Raw genomic sequence first — 19140 nt, forward strand, 5'->3', positions numbered from 1 at the left:
GCTGTCGTCGATCAAGCGCATCATCAGCGCGGATGTCGAGGCGGCGCGCCGTTTCCCCCAGCTCCAGCACATCGTCGTCCTCGTCCGCGACGGACAGGACCGCCGACGGCTTGGGGAAACGGCGCGCCGCCTCGACATCCGCGCTGATGATGCGCTTGATCGACGACAGCACGTCTTCCATCGATTGTTCGGGCGCGTCTTCAGCCATTGCGCCGCTTTTATTGCTTATTGCTGCGGCGGTGTCACGGTCTTGTCGGGATCGTAGGGCGCGACGTCGGGATCGACCGGGGTCGGGCCGTTGGTGTGCGTGCTCTTGGACGTATATTTGGGCTGCTCGCTCCAGTCGCCGATCCAGCCTTTGACATGGTTGTAATTGGCGGTCGGATCGTAGAGCGACCCGCCGTCGAGGCCGAGATCGCGCGCCTCCGCCATACCCATCGCGTTCAGCAGCGCGAAGCCGGCGACATATTCGTCATGCTGCGCCGACACGAGATCGACCTGCGAATTGAGCAATTCCTGCTCGGCGTTGAGCACGTCGAGCACGGTGCGCGTGCCGACGCGGTTTTCGGCGCGCACGCCCTCCAGCGCGAGCTCATTGGCCGAGACCGCCTGCTGGTTGGCGGTGATCGCAGCCGCGGACGCCTCATAGGCGGCGAAGGCGCCACGCGTGTTGGCGATCACCTGGCGTTCGGTATCGATGCCCTGTTCGACCGCGATATTCTGTTGCGCCTGCGCCTGGCGCACCTGCGCGCCGGCAAGGCCGCCCTGATAGAGCGGCAAGGTCATCTGGACGCCGAACGTGTTGGCGGTCTGAATCTGATCCAGTCCGGGGCTGCCCTTTGGCACGCCGTTCAGGCGATTCGCGGTGCCCAGGTAATTGTTATAATTCGGCCCGGCGATGGCGGAGAAGGTCGGCAGGCGCTGGCCGCGCGCGACGCCCACATCATAGCCCGCCGCCTTGGTCGCGGCGGCCGCCGCCTGCAGCGCGGGGCTGTTCTGCAGCGATACCGTGACCGCCTGATCGGGGTCCGCCGGCAGCTTCGGCAGCGCCGGGGGCAAATCCAGATTTTCGGGCCAGCTGCCGACCACGCGGCGGTAATTCTCGCGGCTGGCGGTGAGATTGCCCTGCGCGGTGATGAGCTGGCTGCGCGCGAGGCTGAGGCGCGCTTCGGACTGGGCGACGTCGGTGCGCGTCAGGTCGCCGACCTGGAAGCGGTCGCGGCTCGCCTTCAGATTGGTGTTGAGGACGTCGACATTCTTGCGGTTGAGATCGACGATCGAGGCGTCGCGGATCACGTCCATATACGCGCTGACGACCGCCACGAAGATATTGCCCTCGGCGGTGCGCAGATCGGCACGGCCGGCGATGACGCGCGTCTGGGCGGCGTTGATCGAATTCTTGACGCGCCCGCCCTGGAACAAGGGATAAGTCAGGTTGAGCTGCGCGGTGAGGTCGCGCGCGCCGTTGTTGTAATGGTCGATGCCGTTGCTGCTTTGCGACAAGCCGAGCGTGCTGCTGACCTGCAGCCGCGATTGGGACTTGGCGAGCGGCACGCCTTCGTCGGTCGCACGCAATTGCGCGCGCGCCGCGCTGAGCGACGGGTTGGTGCTGTAGGTCTGGACGAACGCGTCCTGCAGCGTGGTCGCGAACGCAGGCGTTCCCAGCGCCGCGCTGCCCAGCAGGACGGCGATAATCTTCCCCCGGAACCGCATCAGAAGCTGAACCCCTTCTCGACCGCGAAGCCGGGCAGGACCGGCGCTTCCGCATCGGCGAAGCTGAGCAGGCCGAAACCGAAACCGGCCTTGCGGCCGATCGCGAGGCGGGTGACGCCATTCTCGACGATCGGCGTAGCAATGCGGCCGCCGTCGGCGAGCTGCTCGATGATCGCGGGCGGGATTTGCTCAACCGCACCATCGAACAGGATGAGGTCGAAGGGCGCGCCCTTGGCCCAGCCCTTGGCGAGCGGCCCGCTCGCGCGGCTGACATTGGCCGGCAGCGGCGCATTGCCGACCAGCGCCTTGTCCTGTTCGAGCGCGATCACGTTCGCCGCGAGCTCGGCCAGCACGGCGGCCGAATAGCCGCTGCCCGCGCCGATCACGAGCGCATTATCGGTCGGCTTGACGCGCGCTTCAGTCAGCAGCCGGCCGACCACCATCGGCGAGGCCATGCCGCGCCCGTTGGCGATCGGCAAAGTCTTGTCGAGATAGGCGAGCGAGGCCTGCGCGGCCGGCACGAAGCGCTCACGCGCCACCTTGCCCATTGCCGCGACGACGCGCGGATCGTTGACCGCGGTGGTGCGCAACTGGCTCGCGACCATCGCGCGCCGCATCTGTTCGTAATTCTGTTCGGTCACTGTGCGTCGCCCTCTTCAGGTGTCTTAGTGATACAAGACACCACGCCGGTTGGCAACGCCTTATCGAACGCGCTTGCCGAGGCCAAGGGGAGCATGAACCGTGCCAGCCAGTTATGCGCCGGAACGATGTGCATTGGTGCTTCCGCCAATGTCCGGAAGCGGACAGGTGGACGGCGATGCTGTCCGGATATGGACAGAAAGCGCAGGGTTTGACAGCGCCGCGAAAAGCCACCATCAGCCCCGCCTCCGGCCCGATGGCGGAGTGGTTACGCAGAGGACTGCAAATCCTTGCACGCCGGTTCGATTCCGGCTCGGGCCTCCACTCTATTTCTTCAGACCCCACCCGCTTCGGCTTCCTCGGCCGTGGCAGCACGACGCTCGCCCGGCGCGATCAGGTGCCACAGCAACAGCACCGGTTCGAGCAAGGCCATGCCGATCAGCGTGCCCGCCAGCCGATCGACCGCCGGGCCGATATCCGCGTCGGCATAGGAGTCGGGTACCAGGGTCACGAGCACGGCCAGCACGAACTGGGTGCCGGCATAGGCCAGCGCACCCTTGCCATTCTCGAGATGCCGGCCGAGCGCGACGCCCAGGATCGTGCCCGCGATCAGGATGGGCGCCGCGCCGTGGCCCAGGAACAGGATTATCGCCGCCAGCCCGGCACCGGCGAGGCAACCGACCGCGCGGTTGACCAGGCGGCGGCTAACCGGGCCGAAGCCGCTCGCACCGATGCTGCTGACCGGCACCAGCATCACCGCCATGATCGCGACCGCGCTCTGCGCGAGCGCGGGCAAATGCAGCCACAGGCCAAGCACGGGCAACGCCGCCAAAGCGACCGCCGCCTGGCCGGCATGGCGCGCGGCATGCGGGTTCCAGCCGACCCGCGTCGCCGGAGCCGCGCGCTCGGCCGGCCAGATGCGGCGCAAGGTGATGGTCGAGGCGGTGCTGACGATCAGGCAGGCCGCCGTGCCGGCCACCACCTCCAGCAGCCGGGTCCGCGCGAAATCGGCGATGGCGATCTGGGGATGCTGCGTCTTGTCGAGCAGGATCATGACGAAGGTCAGACCGACCAACAGCCAAGCATAAGACCGCTTGGCGGTGAGCGCAGCATAGAGCATTGCCCCACCGAGCAGCGCCAGCGCGATCGAGGTCAGCGCGACATTGCCTACGACCAGCGGGGTTATGCCGAGGCCGAGCAGCGCCCCCGCCCCGGTGCCGGTGATCCGCAATACACCGCGCAGGAAGCTTTCCGCGACATGGCCGCGCATCACCATATAACCGGAGAAAGCCGCCCAAAAGACGTTGGACGCGCCGATCAGATGCGCGAGCAGGATGGCGAGCAGGACCGAGGCGACGCATTCCGCCTCGTCGACCGCCCGATGCGCATCGAACTGGCCGGAGAAAGCTTTCACCGGCCGCTCAACCCTGCGGAACTATCTGATGGATTTCCGCGATATAGCCGCCAGGAAATTGCACGATCGCCGCAAGGCGGCTTTCCACCCTGTGCGGTTCCACGAGCAGGGTCGCACCGGCGGCCTTCGCCTTCCCGATCGTCGCGGCCAGATCGGCGACCTCATAGCCCGTCAGGTCGCGTCCATAAGGCCAGGGCAGCGCACCGTCGCTTGCGAGCACGACCATCTTGCCGAAGCCCGAATTGATCCGGACTTGCCGGATAGAAACGCCGGTCCGGCCAATCAGCGCACCCGGCGCAGCTGCCTCATCCGAAACCACCTGCCCATGCGAGAAACGGAGCCAGGCCGCGATAAAGGCATCCGCAGCGGCGCGCGTCAGATAGATGCGATTTTCCGGCACGGTCGCGAGCGGCGCATAGCTTGGCTTGGTCGTGTGCCAATAGAGTTGCAGCCCCACTCCGCCCGGCCATGCGATCAGCGCATCGCGGCCGATCGGGTCGGGAAACGGCTCGACCAAAGTGGTGGCGCCGCTGGCCTTGGCGGCAGCCACCGCCGCATCGAGATCGGTCACGAGATACCCGGTCCGTTCGAGGCCGAACGGATAGGGGACCGGCGTCTTGAACCCGAAAACCGAAATGATGCCGACCGGTGACAACACAACTTGCGACAGGGTCTGGCTCGGCGTCGGCGTGACCTGGAAGACACCCTGTTTGGAGGTCGTCCCGCCGAAGGTGGCAACGAAGCTCGCGATGAAGCGATCGAAATCGGCAGGGGCTACATAGACATGCGTGGAGTCGTATTGCGGCCCGACCGAGAAGTCTTCAGCCGATACCGGACTGAGCGCGGTCAAAACCGCAGCGCACAGGGCGATAAGTTTCATGCAGAGCCCTGTAAGCGCAGCCATGGACCGCACCAAGCCAAAACAAAATTTCACAACCCGCCCGAAAGGAAACATAAACTTGCGCAACGCGCATGATGGAGGCAAGGGCATCGTTGCTTCTTAACCTCGCGAATCCTAGGCCTTTCGTCATGCCCGCTTATCGTTCCCGCACCACCACCCACGGCCGCAACATGGCGGGCGCGCGCGGCCTATGGCGCGCGACGGGGATGAAGGATTCGGATTTCGGCAAGCCGATCATCGCGGTGGTCAACAGCTTCACCCAGTTCGTGCCGGGCCATGTTCACTTGAAGGATCTCGGCCAGCTGGTCGCGCGCGAGATCGAAGCCGCGGGCGGCGTCGCCAAGGAATTCAACACGATCGCGGTCGATGACGGCATCGCGATGGGCCATGACGGCATGCTTTATTCGCTGCCGAGCCGCGAGCTGATCGCCGACAGCGTCGAATATATGGTCAACGCGCATTGCGCCGATGCGATGGTGTGCATCTCCAATTGCGACAAGATCACGCCCGGCATGCTGATGGCGGCGTTGCGGATCAACGTGCCCGCCGTGTTCGTCTCGGGCGGGCCGATGGAGGCCGGCAAGGTCATCCTCAAGGGCAAGGAAGTCGCGCTCGACCTGGTCGATGCGATGGTCGCCGCCGGCGACGAATCCTATACCGACGAGGAAGTCGACGCGATCGAGAAGGCCGCCTGCCCGACCTGCGGGTCGTGCTCGGGCATGTTCACCGCCAATTCGATGAACTGCCTGACCGAGGCGCTCGGCCTGTCGCTGCCCGGCAACGGATCCGTGCTGGCGACGCATGCGGACCGCGAGCGGCTGTTCCGCGAGGCAGGGCATACGGTCGTCGATCTCGCCAAGCGCTGGTACGAGCAGGACGACGCAAGCGCCCTCCCCCGCAATATCGCGACCTTCGCCGCATTCGAGAATGCGATGAGCCTCGATATCGCGATGGGCGGATCGACCAACACCGTGCTCCACCTCCTCGCGGCCGCGCACGAGGCGGAGGTCGATTTCACGATGGCCGATATCGATCGGCTGTCGCGGCGCGTGCCGTGCCTGTGCAAGGTCGCGCCGGCCAAGTCGGACGTCCATATGGAGGATGTCCATCGCGCGGGCGGGATCATGGCGATCCTGGGTGAACTCGATCGCGCCAGCCTGCTCGATGTCGAACAGCCGACGGTGCATTCGTCAACGCTGGGCGAAGCGCTCGGCCGCTGGGACGTGGCGCGCACCAACAGCGAATCCGTGCGCACCTTCTATCGCGCGGCGCCGGGCGGCGTGCCGACCCAGACCGCGTTCAGCCAGTCGCGCCGGTGGGACGAGCTCGACCTCGACCGGGAAAGCGGCGTGATCCGCTCGCAGCCCAACGCCTTCAGCCAGGACGGGGGCCTCGCGGTCCTGTTCGGCAATCTCGCGCCCGAAGGCTGCATCGTGAAGACCGCCGGGGTCGACGATTCCATTCTCAAATTCACCGGCAAGGCGATGGTCTATGAGAGCCAGGACGCGGCCGTGGTCGGCATCCTCGGCAATCAGGTCAAGGAAGGCGACGTCGTCGTCATCCGCTACGAAGGCCCCAAGGGCGGGCCGGGCATGCAGGAAATGCTCTACCCGACCTCCTATCTGAAATCGAAGGGCATGGGCAAAGCCTGCGCCTTGCTGACCGACGGGCGCTTCTCGGGCGGCACGTCGGGCCTGTCGATCGGCCATGTCTCGCCCGAGGCGGCCGAGGGCGGGCTGATCGCTCTGGTCGAACATGGCGACCTGATCGAGATCGATATTCCCAATCGCAGCATCAACCTGCTGGTTGACGACGCCACGCTCGCCAAACGCCACGCGGCGATGGAGGATCGTGGGCCCAAGGCATGGAAGCCGTTCGGGCGTAAACGTACTGTTTCCAAGGCGTTGCAGGCTTATGCCTTGTTTGCGGGCAATGCTTCACGCGGCGCTGTCAGAGTCCTGCCGGAATAACCCCGCGCGGGTTCCATTGTCACACAAGAGTCACGGAAGCCCCATAGAGCTTTGGGCAGCGGTTCAACGCCGCGCTCTATTTCCAGGGGACTCACATGTTCAAGACGTTCGTCGCGGCGATTGGCGGCCTCGCCATCGCTTCCACTGCGGCTGCCGCCGACATTTCGGGCGCGGGCGCGACCTTCCCGGCTCCCGTCTACGCCAAGTGGGCCGAAGCCTATAAGGCGCAGACCGGCATCGGCCTGAACTATCAGGCGATCGGTTCGGGCGGCGGCATCAAGCAGATCAAGGCCAAGACCGTCGATTTCGGCGCGTCCGACAAGCCCTTGAAGCCCGATGAACTGGCCGCTGCCGGCCTCTATCAGTTCCCGACCGTCGTCGGCGGCGTGGTCCCCGTGATGAACCTTCCCGGGATCGCGCCAGGCCAGGTCAAACTGAGCGGCGCGCTGCTCGGCGATATCTTCCTCGGCAAGGTCACCAAGTGGAACGCGCCGGAAATCGCCGCGCTCAACAAGGGCGTGCCGCTGCCGAACCTGCCGATCACCGTCGTCCACCGTTCGGACGGCTCGGGCACCAGCTTCCTCTTCACCTCCTATCTGGCGATGAAGAACCCGACCTGGGCCAGCCAGGTTGGCGCGAGCGACTCGGTCCAGTGGCCGACCGGTCTCGGCGGCAAGGGCAATGACGGCGTGTCGGCTTTCGTGAAGCAGACGACCGGCGCGATCGGCTATGTCGAATATGCCTACGCCAAGCAGAACCACTCGACCTATGCCGCGATGCAGAACAAGTCGGGCAAGTTCGTCCAGCCGACCGCCGCTGCATTCGGTGCAGCCGCTGGCAGCGCCCCCTGGCTGAAGTCGCCGGGCAACTACATCCTGCTGCTCGACCAGCCGTCGGCCGCTGCATGGCCGATCACCGGCGCGACCTTCATCCTGATGTACCGCAACCAGGAAGATCCTGCGAACGCGGCTCAGGTGCTCAAGTTCTTCGAATGGGGCTACAACAAGGGTGACGCGCTCGCCGTCAGCCTCGATTATGTGCCGCTTCCGGCGAACGTGAAGGGCCTGCTCAAGAAGCAGTGGGCTTCGTCGATCCAGTCCGGCGGCAAGCCGGTCTACGTCGCCAAGTAAACGTGACCATGGGCGCCGAGGCTGTTATCAAGCCTCGGCGCCCGCTTTACGAGTCCAGCATGGCCAGCACCGACCTCGCAAGCCCGACCGGCGCGCCTCCGGGCCATGCCACCGGCGAAATCGTCTTCCGTTTTGCCTGCGCCGCGGCAGCCACCTTCCTGCTGGCAGCGCTCGCCGGCGTCGTCGTCAGCCTGTTCATCGGCGGCCTGCCCGCCTTCCGCGCCTTCGGCTTCGGCTTCCTGACCTCGACCACCTGGAACCCGGTGACCGAGGTTTACGGTGCCGCCGGCCCGATTGCCGGTACGCTCATCACGTCGTTCCTGTCCTTGCTGGTGGCGCTGCCGCTCGCGCTCGGCGTGTCGGTCTTTCTCGTCGAATTCTGCCCGCCCAAGCTCTCGCGTCCGATCGCGATCGCGGTCGAGCTGCTCGCGGGCATTCCGTCGATCGTCTACGGCATGTGGGGCCTGTTCGTGCTCGCGCCGTGGTTCGCCAAGCATGTCCAGTTGCCGATCGCGCTGGACTTCGCGCCGGACAGCTTCATCGGCAAGATCTTCGCGGGCACGCCGAACGGCGCCAATATCTTCACCGCCTCCTTGATCCTCGCGATCATGATCCTGCCTTATATGGCGGCGGTGTTCCGCGAATTGTTCCTGACCGTGCCGCCGCAGGTGCGCGAGGCCGCCTACGGGCTGGGCTGCACTCCGTTCGAGGTGATCAAGGCGGTCGTCATCCCCTATGTCCGCAAAGGCATGATCGGCGTGGTCATGCTCGGCCTCGGCCGCGCGCTCGGCGAGACGATGGCGGTCACCTTCATCATCGGCAATTCGCATAGCTTCCCGCATTCGCTGTTCGATAGCGGCTCGACGATCGCCTCGACCGTCGCCAACGAATTCGCCGAAGCGACCAGCGACCTGCATACATCCGCGCTGATCGCGCTCGGCTTCCTGCTGTTCGTGATCACCTTCATCGTGCTGGCGGTTGCCCGCCTGCTCCTGCGCGAGGCCAAGATCTGATGATTACCCGCGCCGCCCGCCGCCGCGCCACCAATGGCGTGTTCGTCGTGCTCTGCCTGATCGCCACCGCGATCGCATTGAGCGCGCTGGTGATGATCCTGTGGACCCTGCTCAGCAAAGGCCTGGGCGGGATCGACTTCATGATCTTCACCAAGGATCAGCCGGCGCCGGGATCGCCCGGCGGCCTGCGCAACGCGATCGTCGGCTCGCTGATCATGTGCTCGCTCGGCATGGTAATCGCCTTGGTGATCGGCATCCTCGCCGGCACCTGGCTCGCCGAATATGGCGCGGGCACGAAATATGGCCAGGTCGTGCGCTTCTTCAACGACGTGCTGATCTCGGCGCCGTCGATCCTGATCGGCCTGTTCGTCTACGAATTGCTGGTCGCGCCCTTCCACGGATTTTCGGCTTATGCCGGCGCGGTCGCCTTGGCCTTCCTCGCGACGCCGATCGTGGTGCGCACGACCGAGGATATCTTGTCGCTCCAGCCGGGCGCGCTGCGCGAAGCGGGCATGGCGTTGGGCGCGAGCCGCGCGTTCGTGATCCGCAAGATCATCTGGAAATCGGCGCGGACCGGCCTGCTCACCGCCGGCCTGCTCGGCTTCGCCCGCATCTCAGGCGAGACCGCGCCGCTGCTGTTCACTAGCCTCGGCAACCAATTCTACAACGCCCGGCTCAGTCAACCGATGGCGAGCCTGCCGACCACGATCTTCCAGTTCGCGCTGTCGGCTTATGACGATTGGCAGCGGCTCGCCTGGGTCGGTGCGTTGCTGATCGCCGTCGCCGTTCTCTTCATCAACATCGTCGGGCGTGTTCTCGCCCGGGAGACGCACCGCTCATGACCGACACCGCCGTGATGAACCCGCCCTCCACTTCGGATGGCGAAGAGCAGTTCATGACCCGCCCCGCGGGCGAGTTGCTGCTCGAATCGCGCGATCTGAAATTCTTCTACGGCGCGAACGAGTCGCTGCACGGCATCGACCTGCCGATCGAGAAGAACAAGATCACCGCGCTGATCGGCCCGTCGGGCTGCGGCAAGTCGACCTTGCTGCGCGCGTTGAACCGCATCTACGCGCTCTATCCGGGCCAGCGCGCCGAAGGCGAGATCATGCTCGACGGCGAGGACGTGCTCAAGGGCCGCGATCCGGCCGCATTGCGCGCGCGCGTCGGCATGGTGTTCCAGAAGCCGACCCCGTTTCCGATGTCGATCTACGACAATGTCGCGTTCGGCGTGCGGCTCTACCACAAGAAGAACAAGGCCGAGATGGACGAGATCGTCCAGCGCTCGATCACGCGCGCGGCCTTGTGGGACGAGGTCAAGGACAAGCTCCACACGTCGGGCCTGGGCCTGTCGGGCGGCCAGCAGCAGCGGCTGTGCGTCGCGCGCGGCATCGCGGTCCAGCCGGAAATCCTGCTGCTCGACGAGCCCGCTTCCGCGCTCGATCCGGTCTCGACCGCCAAGCTCGAACAGACTTTGGTCGAACTCAAGAAGGATGTGACGATCGTGATCGTCACGCACAACCTTCAGCAGGCGAGCCGTATTTCCGATTATACCGGCTTCATGTTCCTCGGCCGGATGATCGAATTCGGTCCGACCGCGGACATCTTCTCCAACCCGCGCTCGCGCCGCACGCGCGATTATGTGACCGGCCGCTTCGGCTGATCCGGTTCGCGACGGACAAAAGAAAGGGCGCCTCCCTCGCGGGAAGCGCCCTTTTCTTATGTCAGGCCGTCACGATCAGTGCACGAAGCGCGCGACGACGTCGCGGTAGGAGCGGCTGACCTTCACCTGCGCGCCCGAGCCCAGCACCAGGAAGCATTCGCCATTGGTGTGCGGCTTGACCTGCTTGACCAGGTCGAGATTGACGATGGTCGAGCGGTGGATGCGCTGGAAACGGCGCGGATCGAGGCGCTTTTCCAGATCTTTCATCGTCTCGCGCAGGATGAGCGTGTTGTCGCCGGTATAGATGCACATATAGTCGCCGGCGGCGTCGATCCGCTCGATCGAATCGACATCGACGCGGAATATCTGGCCGCGATCCTTGATGTTGATCAATTTCTCGTAGCGGTTCGACGCGTGCGCATCGGCGCTTTCGGGCATCGAATCGGCGGCGTCGGGCGCATGCTCGGCGATCACTTCCTTGAGCTGCATCACCTCTTCGGCGGCGCGCTTTTCGGACAGGCGCTGGCGCACGCGCTCCATCGTGTCGGCAAGGCGTTCATTCTCGACCGGCTTCATCAGATAATCGACCGCGCCGGCTTCGAAGCCGCGCAGCGCATGATCGACATAGGCGGTCACGAACACGAACAGCGGCGGTTCGACCTCCATCAGCCCCTGGATCACCGAAAAACCGTCAAAGCCCGGCATCTGGATGTCGAGGAAGACGAGATCGGGCTTGTGCGTCTTGATCGCGCGGATCGCCTCGCGCCCGTTGGTGCAGGTTTCGATGATTTCGACGTCTTCTTGCGCCTGGAGTCGGAGCTGCAGGCCCTGGATTGCCAGCGGTTCGTCATCGACCAGGATGGTGCGGATTGTCATCTATTCAGGCCCTCGTCGTGTTCGACTGGTACGGTATCTCGATCGTCACGGTGAATCCGTCCGGACCGGCTTCGGTTTCGAAGCGATGGTCGGCGCCATAAGCCTGCGCCAGCCGGTCCCGCGTATTCACCAGGCCGACACCGGTGGAGGATATGATGCCTCCCCCGCTTTCGTGCAGCCCTGCCTGCGTTCCTGGGCCGCTGTCGCTGACCGTGATATGAACGCGATTGCCCAGGCGGCGTACCCCAACCGCGATATCCGCGCCTTCTTCCTTGGGCGTAACCGCATATTTGATCGAATTTTCGACCAAAGGCTGAAGCAGCAGCGACGGGATATTGGCCTGGGCGGCCGCCGGATCGATATCGAATTTGGTGCGCAGCCGTTCCTCGAACCGCATCTTTTCGATGTCGAGATAGAGTTTCAACGTCTCGATCTCCTGCGCGACCGTGACCTCGCCCTCGGGCTCGCTCACCAACGTATAGCGCAGGAAGGAGGACAGCCGCGACAGCATCGCATTGGCGCGCTCGGTCTGCTTGAGCAGCACCAGGGTCGAGATCGAATTGAGCGTGTTGAACAGGAAATGCGGGTTGAGCTGATAGCGCAGCATCGCGAGCTGCGCCGACGACGCCTGGCTTTCCAGCCGCAGCAGCTGATCGCGCTGCTGCTCCACCAATATGTAGAAATTGATGCCGTAATAGAGCGCCGACCAGGCCGCGAGCAGCGCGAAATCGAGCAGGATCGCGGACAGATACTGGATACCCTCGGGCATCGGGCCGACGCTGTAGAAGGTGTGGTGCGCCCAGGTTTCGATCGACGAGAAGACGACCGAGGCGATGCCGACGATCAGGATCGATCCGCCCCAGGTGGCGAGCGGGCGCATGTGGAACAGCCGGCGATAGGCTGCCGACATCAAGAGGGTCAGCGAATAGCCGGTTGCGGTGGTCAGCGCGGTCGGCACGACGAACAGCCAGCCGACGCCGTTCGCGACGCCGCCCAGCGCGCGCAACACGAAATAGCCCGCCCACCCCGCCGACTGGAGCGTCCAGAAGGCACGGTTCTTGTCGTCGAAGAACGGCGTTTGTTTAAGCAGCGTACGCGCCATCGCGCCTGCCTCTACAGGATAGAGGCGCGCCGTGCCAACCGGGCAGGCAAATGCGACGAACCGAGCAGCGCCGGGCCTCCGTGAACGTTGGATAAACGTCTGATTCCCCGCCGGTTCATCCGACTCGGCGTAGGAACGGTGCCAAGTGGAGCAGCGACTCCACGGCATGGAACGGAGGTTTGTGATGCGTAAGTTTCTGACGGCAACCACCGCGACGCTGGCGCTGGCCGGCGTCACGCTCGGCGCGGCGGCTCCGGCCGAAGCGCGCTATCACGGCGGCTATCGGGGCCATTATCATGGCGGCCACAGTGGCGCCGTGCTCGGCGCCGGCATTCTCGGCTTGGCTGCGGGCGCCGCGATCGCGAGCGACAGTTATCGCGGCGGCGGCTATTATGGCGGACGCGGTTATTATGGCGGCTATGGCTACGGCCCGGCTTATTATGCCCCGCCGCCCCCGCCCTACGGCTATTATGGCGGTCCGCCTTGCCGCACCGACTGGCGCTGGGACGGCTGGGGCCACCGCTACGTCCCGGTCAATTATTGCGGCTAAGCACCGCCTGACTGGATCACGAAACGAAACGGGCGACGGAGCAATCCGCCGCCCGTTTTCTTGGTCTCGATGAGATCGGTGGTGCGGGTGGTCGGGCTCGAACCGACACTCCTTGCGGAACGGGATTTTGAGTCCCGCGCGTCTACCAGTTTCACCACACCCGCACTGCGAAGCGCCGTTAGCGCAGGCTTTGCCCGCTCGTCCAGCCTTCCGCGCGCAGAAAGCGTCTGCTAGCCGCGCGGCCATGTCATCGCGCCTCAACGACCTGCTCGACGAATATGGCTTCCTCGACGCCGACGATCGCTATCGCCTGCTGATCGAGCTCGGCCGCGAACTCGAATCGATGCCCGAGGCGCTCAAGACCGACACGACCATGGTGCGCGGCTGTTCGGCGTCGGTGTGGGTCTATCCGACGCGGGGCGCGGATGGGCGGCTCCATTTCCTCGCCGACAGCAATGCCGCGATCACCAAGGGCATTATCGCTTTGGTGCTGCTGACGGTGCAGGATCGAGCGCCGGCGGAGATCCTGGCGACCGATATCGAAGGTGCGCTCGCGCCGTTCGATCTGACGCGCCAGCTTTCGTCCAACCGCACCCAGGGCATTCCCAACATGATCGCGCTGATCCGCGAGACGGCAACGCGCTACGCCTGACCTACTCCGCCGCCACCGCCATCGGTTCGCCCAACCCCAGCCGCGCTTCGACCTGTTCGACCGGCGTGCCCATCTGGACGATCATCCAGTCGCGCGGCCTGGCGCCGTCGACCACGGTGACGGCGTAGCGCGGACAGACCTTGAGGCAGCCGGTCGAGATCACGCCGACCCCGGCCTTGCGCCCCTTGCCCCCGCCCGCGCGCTTGCGCAGCAATTTGGACAGGCGCTGCTTGCCCTTCGGTCCGAAGCCCTTCTTGCCGAGCTTCTTCTCGCATTTGGCGCAGACCAGGATCGACGCGCGCCAACGGGCGGGCAGATCGAGGATCATGCCGCGCGCCGTTCCTCGGCCTGGCGCAGCACGTCCCACGCCGCCTGGATCAGCCGGAAACGCTCGGCGGCCTCTGCATCGTCGGGCCGCGCATCGGGATGATTGGCCTTGGCGAGCCGGCGCCAGGCCATCTTGATCTCGTCGAAGCTGGCGTCGGTTTCCACCTCCAGCACAGCGAGCGCACGCATCTCGTCGCGCGAGCGGCTGCCGTCGCCGGAGCCGCCCCAGCCATAATGCGCGGTCTCGGCAAAGCCCGAAAAGTCACGGCGCTCGCCGGCCTCGCGCGCGGCGGCTTCCTCGGCGCTCAGTCCTTCGAAATAATCCCAGCCCCGATTATATTCGCCCGCATGTTCCTGGCAGAAATACCAGCGTTCGGGGCTGTTGGGCGATTTGGGCGCGGGGCAATTGCCGGGTAGATCGCAACCATGCCGGTCGCACATCCGCACCTTGGCCGCCCCGCCCTCGCCGCCATAGCCGCGCCAGCGGGGAAAACCCCAGTCGGTTGATCGGGTCGAACGCGCCATAACTCGCCTGCAGATAGGGAAAGGCACGGCAGATCGCCATGCCCTAGAAAGAAAATGCCAGAGGGCCTGTAAGCCGGGTTCTGTCCATTCCGAATTAACGGAACTGGGCGACCATTCCTCTAGGGCGGCGCTTGCGCGCCGCCTCAAGCAACCAACCCGGACGACGGGGGCGAGTCACCCCATATGCCGTCCCTACTCGGTCTTGCTCCCGGTGGGGTTTGCCGTGCCGCCGCCGTTACCGGAAGCGCGGTGCGCTCTTACCGCACCCTTTCGCCCTTACGCGGCCGAAGCGCGCGCGGTCTGCTTTCTGTTGCACTGTCCCTAAGACGAAGGTCACCCCGCGTCCCGCCGGGCGTTACCCGGCACCGTCACTCTATGGAGCCCGGACTTTCCTCCCGTGCATCGCTGCACCGGCGGCCGCCCGGCCCTCTGGCGGGTGCGCCGTAGCAGTTGTTCAGCAAGCTGAACAGGCACGGCACCGGCCCACGCCCCCACCCGACCTCCCAACAGTATCATATGGGAGGTCGGGTGGGGGCGTGGGCCGGTGCCGCTCAGCGTAGCTGACAAACCAACGTCAGCCCTTGCGGCCTTGGCGTGCCTCTGCACCCTTGTCGCCGCCCGTCAGCAAGGAGAGCAGGATCGCGCGGCACTGGCCGTCGATCACGCCGTCGATGATATCGGGACGGAAGCGGCGCTGAAAGGCGCGCACCGCCGCCTCGGTGTCGACCAGCTCATAGCCGAAGCGTTCGAGCGCGAGCAGGAAGCTGGCGTCGCTCCACAAGGGATCGGTCAGATGCTTGTTCGGCCGCGGGAGCGCGAGGCGCAGCCGCGCAAGCCGGTCCCAGTCGAACAATTCGCCGGGATCATCCTTGCGCGCGGGCGCCACATCGGAATGGCCGACGATATTGCCGCGCGTGATGCTGTAGCGGCCGACGATCTTCGCCATCAGCGGGACCAGCGCCTCCATCTGCGCCTCCGAAAAGGGACGATAGCCGTTTTCGTGGCCGGGATTGACCAGTTCGATCCCGATCGAGGCCGAATTGACGTCGTCGATCCCGCGCCAGTGCGCCTTGCCCGCATGCCAGGCGCGCTTGGTCTCGGATACGAGGCGACAGATCTGTCCGTCCTCGCCGATGAGATAGTGGCTGGAGACCTTGCTCGAGGGATCGGTCAGCCGGTCGAGCGCGGAGGCCGCGTCGCACATGCCGGTATAATGGATGACGATCATGCTGACCGGCAGCTTGCGCTCGTCGAAATTCGGCGAGGGTCGATCGAGGATGCCATCGGTCATTGCGCGGGACGCATAACGCTTAGGCGCCCCCGCGTCAGCCTTTTCAGGCGGCGCCCGTCCGCCGATAGATTCCGCGCAGCTGCGGATCGGGGGTGAAGGCGTCGGTCTGGCCGAGCACGGTTTCGCCCGCGCCCAGGATCAGCATGCCGTCAGGCGCGATCGCGCTCGCCAGCCGGTCGAGCACCGCGCGCCGCCGTTCGGCCGAGAAATAAAGCAGGACGTTGCGGCACAGGATGACGTCGAACCGGCCCGGCGGCGGCGGCTCGAGCAGATTGTGGACCATGAAATTGGTCCGCGCCTTGAGCATCGGCTTGATCCGCCAATCCTCGCCTTCCTGCTCGAAGCGCGCGATCAGATCGCCGATCGGCAGGCCGCGCTGCACTTCGAACTGCGAATAGCAGCCGTTGCGCGCCTGCGCGATCGCCTGGGGCGACACGTCGGTGCCGAGGATATCGATCTGCCAATCGTCCCAGCGGCCATTCTGGTTGGAGAAGATGAAGGCGAGCGAATAGGCTTCCTGCCCAGTCGAGCAGCCCGCCGACCAGATGCGCAGCCTCTTCCCGGGCCGCGCCGGCACGATCGCCGGCAGCATCTCGTCCGCGATCGCCTTGAAGACGGGCAAGTCGCGATAGAAACTGGTTTCGTGGTTGAGCAAGGCTTCGACCACATCTTCGCGCAGCGCCGATCCCGGCTGCGACGCCAATCCTGCAAGCATATCGAGGCTCGAAATATCGTGTTTGCGCATAACGGGCTGGAGCACGGTTTCGATCCGCCAGCGCCGCGTGCTCGCGAGCTGCTGGCCGGTCATCTGTTCGAACAATCCGGCGATCGAGCGCGCGGCGAGCGGCGTCATCTCCACGCGGTGTCGCCCTCACTCCATTCGACGATACGGCGCGCAAGCTGATCGGGCGGCAGCACCGCCTGCGCCAGGTGCGCGTTGACGACCGCGCCGGGCATGCCCCACACGACCGAGGTCGCTTCATCCTGCGCCAGCACCGCGCCGCCGGCAGCCGCCAGTTCGCCCGCGCCGAGCAGGCCGTCACGGCCCATGCCGCTCAGGATCACGCCGACCCCGGTCGGGCCATAGACCTTGCCGATCGAAGCCAACATCGGATCGACCGACGGCATACAACCCGAAACCGCGCGCTTGCGCTCGAGGCGGACGTGGATCACCGGCCCCGTCTTGACGAGGGTCATGTGCGCGTCGCCCGGCGCCAGCAGCAATTCGCCCGGCTGCGGCTGCACGCCCGGCGCGCCGACGCGGGTCGGACGCCCCGTCATCTCGGCCAGCTGACCCGCGAAATAGGGCATGAACGGCGCCGGCAGATGCTGCGTGATCAGGATCGGCGTGGTGAAACTTTGGGGCAAGGCGCCGAAAAAGCGCGCGAGCGCGTGAACGCCGCCGGTCGAGGAGCCGATGCCGAGGCATTCCAGCCGGCGCGTCGTCGGAGCCGGCGTCAGCGCGCCGATGCGCCCTGCGGGCCGATGGGTCACGGTCTTGCCCGGGCGCGCGATCCGCCGCAGCCGATCGACCAGTTCGTCGGCGAAGCGGCCGGTGAATTGCGCGGCGGCGGGCTTGAGCAGGGTATCGGCGGCGCCCTGGCGCAACGCCGCGATGCTGGACGCCGCGCCGTCGGCGCAGGCGGACGAGACGATCAGCACGCGCGCGCCGTCGCTCGCGCGGATCAGCTCGGGCAAGGCCGCGAGCCCGTCGATACCGGGCATTTCGAGGTCGAGCAGGATGATGTCGACCTTCTGATCTTCGAGAATCTTGTGCGCGGACACGGCGCTGCCCGCCTGGCCGACCACTTCGATATCGTCATAATCGCCGAGCAGGCGCGAAAGCACCGCACGCGCGACGACCGAATCGTCGACGATCAGCACCCGGATCGGGGCAGATATGCGCCCTATTGCGGGGCGCCTTGTTTCGCTGTGGAGCATCCCCAGCACGGGCTTCGCTCAGGCGACGCCGACGATCTGAAGCTTGCTTTCGAGTGTTTCTCGATCGAACGGCTTCATGACATATTCGTCCGCGCCGGCGTCGATCGCCGCCCGGATATGCCCCATGCCGTTTTCGGTCGTGCAGAACACCACCTTGGGGCGGTGCGGAAGATCGGTCTCGCCGAGCACGCGCAGGAACTCGATGCCGCTCATCACGGGCATGTTCCAGTCGAGCAGGATGACGTCGGGGGCCGATGCCTTGCAGGCGATCAAGGCCTCCTGGCCGTCACCAGCTTCGTCGACCGTGAAATTGAGCGTCTCGAGGATATGCCGCGCAACTTTGCGGATAACCTTGGAGTCATCGACTACCAAGCAGCTCTTCATGGGTTCGTCGTCCTCGCCATAGCGTTGTCAAACAGGGGCTTAGGCGACGGGGGTAAGCATCGCGTTAACGACCGAAACGATTTGTTGGGGTGCAGCTTCCCGCGAGCGAGAAAATATCAGGCCGCGAGCGGCTCGGGTCCCGCCACCAGGGTCGCGGGATCGATCAGCAGGATCGCATCGTCGCCGCGGCGGATCGTGCCTCGGGCGGCGCGGCGCCACGACGACGGCAGCAAAGCGGGACAGGGTTCGGCCTGGCCGCCTTCGATCACATCCTCGACCTCGTCGACCAGCAAGGCATAGCTATGGCCTTCGCATTCGACGATGACCGCGGTCATGCCCGATGCGCGGTCGATCGCGCCCAGTTCGAGCGAGGCGCGGGTGTCGATCACGGTCAGCACGCGGCTGCGCAGCGCGAACAGGCCGGCGACGTGGCCGGGCACGCGCGGCACGGCGGCGATCTGGTCGACCTCGACCACCGATCCGATTTCGGTGGCGGGCAAGGCGATCGTCTCGTCCGCGATCCGCGCGATCAGATAAAGCGCCATCTTACTTCCCCCCTGCGACATGCTGGCTCAACGCGCGCAGCAGACCGTCGCGGTCATAGCGGTAGATGCTTTCGTCGCCGGTACCGTCAGGCGTGCCGCGTAGTCGCACTACGGGCGCATCGACACCGTCGGGCGCGCTGCCGCCGCTGGTCACGATCACCGAAATCCGATCCTCATTGGGCTCGCCCGCGAACAAGACGCGATAGCCGGCCTGGCCGAGCAAAGGCGCGAGCACCTCGCGCGCCCAGGGATCTTCGGAGTCCGCCACCAGGCAGATCGGCGAATCGTCGTTGGCGGGCGTGATCGCATTGGTGAACAGCCAATAGGGATCGAGGATCTCGACCGGGCTGCCTTCGTGCAGCACCACCCCCGCGACCGGACCGGGCGTCGAAGTCGGCGCCATCTCGCTTTGCATTTCGACCACGTCCATCACCTGATCGATCGCATAGGCCATCGCCGTCGTACCGTCGCTGAGCCGCAGCACGCGCAGCCGTTCGCCGGTCG

Annotated in this window: 20 protein-coding genes, 2 tRNA genes, 1 other RNA gene and 2 pseudogenes; 8 read left to right on the top strand and 17 right to left on the bottom strand. The window is 65.5% G+C overall.

Going from position 1 to position 19140, the window contains the following annotated elements:
- The 3 genes and pseudogenes from VK533_RS02470 to VK533_RS02480 form a co-directional block, all read right to left on the bottom strand.
- Positions 1-208, bottom strand: a pseudogene (locus VK533_RS02470) (hypothetical protein); the annotation flags it as partial.
- A gap of 17 nt (positions 209-225) precedes the next feature.
- Positions 226-1713: a TolC family outer membrane protein gene (locus VK533_RS02475; protein ID WP_324374695.1), complete on the bottom strand. Its 1488-nt coding sequence runs from the start codon at positions 1711-1713 to the stop codon at positions 226-228.
- The gene (locus VK533_RS02480) at positions 1713-2354 is read right to left on the bottom strand and encodes a protein-L-isoaspartate O-methyltransferase (protein ID WP_324374697.1); all 642 of its coding nucleotides are present in this window, start codon (positions 2352-2354) and stop codon (positions 1713-1715) included. The genes VK533_RS02475 and VK533_RS02480 overlap by 1 nt, the downstream gene beginning before the upstream one ends.
- Positions 2355-2602: 248 nt before the next feature.
- Here VK533_RS02480 and VK533_RS02485 point away from each other — a divergent pair.
- Positions 2603-2676 (top strand) — tRNA-Cys (locus VK533_RS02485).
- 10 nt (positions 2677-2686) lie between these two features.
- Here VK533_RS02485 and VK533_RS02490 read toward each other — a convergent pair.
- Together VK533_RS02490 and VK533_RS02495 are read right to left on the bottom strand one after the other, a co-directional pair.
- On the bottom strand, positions 2687-3766 hold the full coding sequence (locus VK533_RS02490) for an FUSC family protein (protein WP_324374699.1): 1080 nt from the start codon (positions 3764-3766) through the stop codon (positions 2687-2689).
- 7 nt (positions 3767-3773) lie between these two features.
- A complete protein-coding gene (locus VK533_RS02495) occupies positions 3774-4646 on the bottom strand; it encodes a glyoxalase (RefSeq protein ID WP_324374701.1) in 873 nt (290 codons plus the stop codon).
- Between the two features lie 149 nt (positions 4647-4795).
- On the opposite strand from VK533_RS02495, the gene ilvD reads away from it, so the two are divergent.
- From ilvD to pstB, 5 genes are all read left to right on the top strand, one after another.
- Positions 4796-6637 (top strand): dihydroxy-acid dehydratase, encoded by a 1842-nt coding sequence (ilvD, locus tag VK533_RS02500; RefSeq protein WP_324374702.1) that lies wholly within the window; start codon positions 4796-4798, stop codon positions 6635-6637.
- 95 nt (positions 6638-6732) lie between these two features.
- Positions 6733-7767: a phosphate ABC transporter substrate-binding protein PstS gene (pstS, locus tag VK533_RS02505; protein WP_324374704.1), complete on the top strand. Its 1035-nt coding sequence runs from the start codon at positions 6733-6735 to the stop codon at positions 7765-7767.
- Positions 7768-7826: 59 nt separating this feature from the next.
- On the top strand, positions 7827-8780 hold the full coding sequence (gene pstC, locus VK533_RS02510; protein WP_324374706.1) for a phosphate ABC transporter permease subunit PstC: 954 nt from the start codon (positions 7827-7829) through the stop codon (positions 8778-8780).
- Positions 8780-9622, top strand: a complete 843-nt coding sequence (pstA, locus tag VK533_RS02515) for a phosphate ABC transporter permease PstA (protein ID WP_324374708.1) — start codon at positions 8780-8782, stop codon at positions 9620-9622. Before pstC ends, pstA begins: the two co-directional genes overlap by 1 nt.
- Before the next feature lie 11 nt (positions 9623-9633).
- The gene (gene pstB, locus VK533_RS02520; RefSeq protein ID WP_324374730.1) at positions 9634-10443 is read left to right on the top strand and encodes a phosphate ABC transporter ATP-binding protein PstB; all 810 of its coding nucleotides are present in this window, start codon (positions 9634-9636) and stop codon (positions 10441-10443) included.
- Positions 10444-10518: 75 nt separating this feature from the next.
- Here the strand turns inward: pstB and VK533_RS02525 are convergent, their stop codons facing one another.
- Positions 10519-11319 (bottom strand): LytTR family DNA-binding domain-containing protein, encoded by an 801-nt coding sequence (locus tag VK533_RS02525; RefSeq protein WP_324374710.1) that lies wholly within the window; start codon positions 11317-11319, stop codon positions 10519-10521.
- Between the two features lie 4 nt (positions 11320-11323).
- Positions 11324-12421, bottom strand: coding sequence for a sensor histidine kinase (locus tag VK533_RS02530; protein ID WP_324374712.1), 1098 nt, complete (start codon positions 12419-12421; stop codon positions 11324-11326).
- 184 nt (positions 12422-12605) lie between these two features.
- Between VK533_RS02530 and VK533_RS02535 the strand changes: the two genes are divergently transcribed.
- Positions 12606-12971 (top strand): hypothetical protein, encoded by a 366-nt coding sequence (locus tag VK533_RS02535; protein ID WP_324374714.1) that lies wholly within the window; start codon positions 12606-12608, stop codon positions 12969-12971.
- A 79-nt stretch (positions 12972-13050) separates the two neighbouring features.
- Here the strand turns inward: VK533_RS02535 and VK533_RS02540 are convergent.
- Positions 13051-13135, bottom strand: a tRNA-Leu gene (locus tag VK533_RS02540).
- An 80-nt stretch (positions 13136-13215) separates the two neighbouring features.
- On the opposite strand from VK533_RS02540, the gene VK533_RS02545 reads away from it, so the two are divergent.
- Complete coding sequence (locus VK533_RS02545) at positions 13216-13623, top strand: SufE family protein (RefSeq protein ID WP_324374716.1); 408 nt, start codon at positions 13216-13218, stop codon at positions 13621-13623.
- A 1-nt stretch (position 13624) separates the two neighbouring features.
- Here VK533_RS02545 and VK533_RS02550 read toward each other — a convergent pair whose 3' ends face one another.
- The 9 genes and pseudogenes from VK533_RS02550 to VK533_RS02590 all read right to left on the bottom strand — a co-directional run.
- A complete protein-coding gene (locus tag VK533_RS02550; RefSeq protein WP_324374718.1) occupies positions 13625-13951 on the bottom strand; it encodes a hypothetical protein in 327 nt (108 codons plus the stop codon).
- Complete coding sequence (locus VK533_RS02555) at positions 13948-14475, bottom strand: J domain-containing protein (RefSeq protein ID WP_324374720.1); 528 nt, start codon at positions 14473-14475, stop codon at positions 13948-13950. Before VK533_RS02555 ends, VK533_RS02550 begins: the two co-directional genes overlap by 4 nt.
- Positions 14476-14528: 53 nt before the next feature.
- An RNA gene (gene rnpB / locus VK533_RS02560) (RNase P RNA component class A) lies at positions 14529-14908 on the bottom strand.
- A gap of 141 nt (positions 14909-15049) precedes the next feature.
- Positions 15050-15766 carry an N-acetylmuramoyl-L-alanine amidase gene (locus VK533_RS02565; RefSeq protein ID WP_324374722.1) on the bottom strand — a complete coding sequence of 239 codons (717 nt, stop codon included), beginning with the start codon at positions 15764-15766 and terminating at the stop codon, positions 15050-15052.
- 43 nt (positions 15767-15809) lie between these two features.
- Positions 15810-16619 (bottom strand): protein-glutamate O-methyltransferase CheR, encoded by an 810-nt coding sequence (locus tag VK533_RS02570; protein WP_324374733.1) that lies wholly within the window; start codon positions 16617-16619, stop codon positions 15810-15812.
- Positions 16616-17650, bottom strand: a complete 1035-nt coding sequence (gene cheB / locus VK533_RS02575; protein WP_324374724.1) for a chemotaxis-specific protein-glutamate methyltransferase CheB — start codon at positions 17648-17650, stop codon at positions 16616-16618. Before cheB ends, VK533_RS02570 begins: the two co-directional genes overlap by 4 nt.
- A gap of 75 nt (positions 17651-17725) precedes the next feature.
- Positions 17726-18091 (bottom strand): response regulator, encoded by a 366-nt coding sequence (locus tag VK533_RS02580; RefSeq protein WP_324374726.1) that lies wholly within the window; start codon positions 18089-18091, stop codon positions 17726-17728.
- Positions 18092-18207: 116 nt separating this feature from the next.
- Positions 18208-18636: a chemotaxis protein CheW gene (locus tag VK533_RS02585; protein ID WP_324374728.1), complete on the bottom strand. Its 429-nt coding sequence runs from the start codon at positions 18634-18636 to the stop codon at positions 18208-18210.
- 1 nt (position 18637) lies between these two features.
- A pseudogene (locus VK533_RS02590) lies at positions 18638-19140 on the bottom strand (chemotaxis protein CheA); the annotation flags it as partial.

The sequence above is a fragment of the Sphingomonas sp. genome, from assembly GCF_035317925.1.
Classification (GTDB): domain Bacteria; phylum Pseudomonadota; class Alphaproteobacteria; order Sphingomonadales; family Sphingomonadaceae; genus Sphingomonas_I.